The 1,841-nt window shown below is 53.4% G+C and carries 1 protein-coding gene; it reads left to right on the top strand.

Features of this window, described 5'->3' with window-relative positions:
• Positions 1–518 precede the first annotated feature (518 nt).
• Positions 519–1,760, top strand: coding sequence for a group II intron reverse transcriptase/maturase (ltrA, locus tag Q320_RS0109920; protein WP_027468868.1), 1,242 nt, complete (start codon positions 519–521; stop codon positions 1,758–1,760).
• The last annotated feature ends 81 nt before the right edge of the window (positions 1,761–1,841 follow it).

Genomic DNA, 1,841 nt, shown 5'->3' with positions numbered 1-1,841 from the left:
TTAGTGTGCCGCAGCAAGCGGCGTAAGAGATGAGGGTATGGCCCCTCGCAATCGGCTTGCAGGAGCGGGTTGCAAACCACCATAAGCGGCGTTGGTCAAAAGCCTAGGTCGTGAGCGTTATGGAAAAGGTGCCAGAAGGCATCAGGTATGGATCAAGGAAGACGAACAACCGTGAACTGCCGTTCAAGTGTCGAAAGTACTCAGATGACATCAAAACCGGGGAGTGATGTTGCCCCGCGATTAGTTTGGCCGTTACCTGCTTACGGGTCAAGCGGTGTCCGGCATAGAGGCAGCGTCAGCCTGATTCGGGCTCTTACGTTGAACTGCGGGAACCTTCGGTGGCGATGTAAAGCGAAAGGCACAAGCTCAAAAGGCAAGGCCGATATTAGCGATGCGCCACCAAGGGACGGAGCAGCTCGTAGTAGTGTTGAAGCCACTGTAATAGTGGTGGAGCGAAGGGGCTGCGTCATCCCGGCATTGGTCAGTATCAACCGTGTAAGCGGGAGGAGTATTGGCCAATGACCAAGCCTTATGACATTCCCAAGGCGCTTGTCTGGAAAGCCTATTTGAGTGTTAAAGCAAATAGAGGATCAGCGGGAATCGATCAGGAATCCCTCGGACAATTTGAGGAAAATCTGAGCAACAACCTGTACAAGCTCTGGAATCGCATGTGTTCCGGGAGCTATTTCCCGCCGCCGGTGAAAGGTGTGCCTATTCCGAAGAAGTCTGGCGGAGTGCGTATGCTGGGTGTGCCGACGGTGGCTGACAGGGTGGCACAAACGGTGGTCAAGCAACTGCTTGAGCCAGTCATTGATCCGGTGTTTCATGCCAATTCGTATGGTTATCGTCCCGGGCGTTCAGCGCACGATGCGATTGCCATGGTGAGACGGCGAAGCTGGGAGTATGACTGGGTGATTGAGTTCGACATCAAAGGTTTGTTTGATAATATCGATCACGAACTGCTGCTACGTGCGCTCAGAAAACACTGTCAGACACCATGGGTCTTGCTGTATGTTGAGCGTTGGCTGAAAGCGCCAATGCAGATGCCGAACGGCGAGCTTGTGGAAAGGGTACGTGGCACCCCGCAAGGTGGTGTTGTTAGTCCTTTGCTGTCCAACTTGTTTCTGCACTATGCTTTTGACAGTTGGGTATGCCGTCATCTTCGAAGTGTGCGGTTTTGCCGCTATGCTGATGATGGGGTGATTCACTGCCGGAGTATGGCGCAAGCGAAGTTTGCTCTGGATAAGGTGGGCGAGCGGTTTCGTCAGTGCGGACTTGAATTGCATCCTGAGAAAACCAAGATCGTGTACTGCAAAGATATCAATCGGCAGGGCGAGTTCCCATGTGTGCAATTTACGTTTCTCGGCTACACCTTCCGGCCGCGCAAAGCGGTGGACAAGTATGGTCGAGTCTATGTAAATTTCGCGCCCGCAGTCAGTCGCGATGCTCTTAAGGCGATGCGGCAGACGATACGCGGTTGGCATCTTCAGTTGAAATGTGACAAGAGCCTAGCTGACCTGTCGGCTATGTTCAATCCGATACTTCGCGGCTGGCATCAGTATTACGGTCGATTCTACGAATCGGCGATGTCTGCGGTGTGGAAGCATTTGAATGACTACCTGACGCGTTGGCTGATGCGTAAATACAAACGTTTGGCTCGACATAAAACGCGAGCTCGACACGCCCTCGGGCGACTTGCGCTGAAGTTTCCAGAAGCCTTCTGGCACTGGAAATTGGGATGTGTACCAAAGGCTGGATGATGGGAGCCGGATGAGTCGAGAGGCTCACGTCCGGTTCTGCGAGGGGCCGCAGGTGAAATTCCTGCGGTCTACTCACCCCTA

Source organism: Deefgea rivuli DSM 18356, assembly GCF_000620145.1.
Lineage (GTDB): Bacteria > Pseudomonadota > Gammaproteobacteria > Burkholderiales > Chitinibacteraceae > Deefgea > Deefgea rivuli.
This window is presented reverse-complemented; position numbering and strand designations above follow the sequence as displayed.

What these genes read in the sequence shown, in the direction of transcription:
- ltrA (WP_027468868.1), top strand. Translation starts at nt 519, where the DNA reads ATGACCAAGCCTTATGACATTCCCAAGGCGCTTGTCTGGAAAGCCTAT.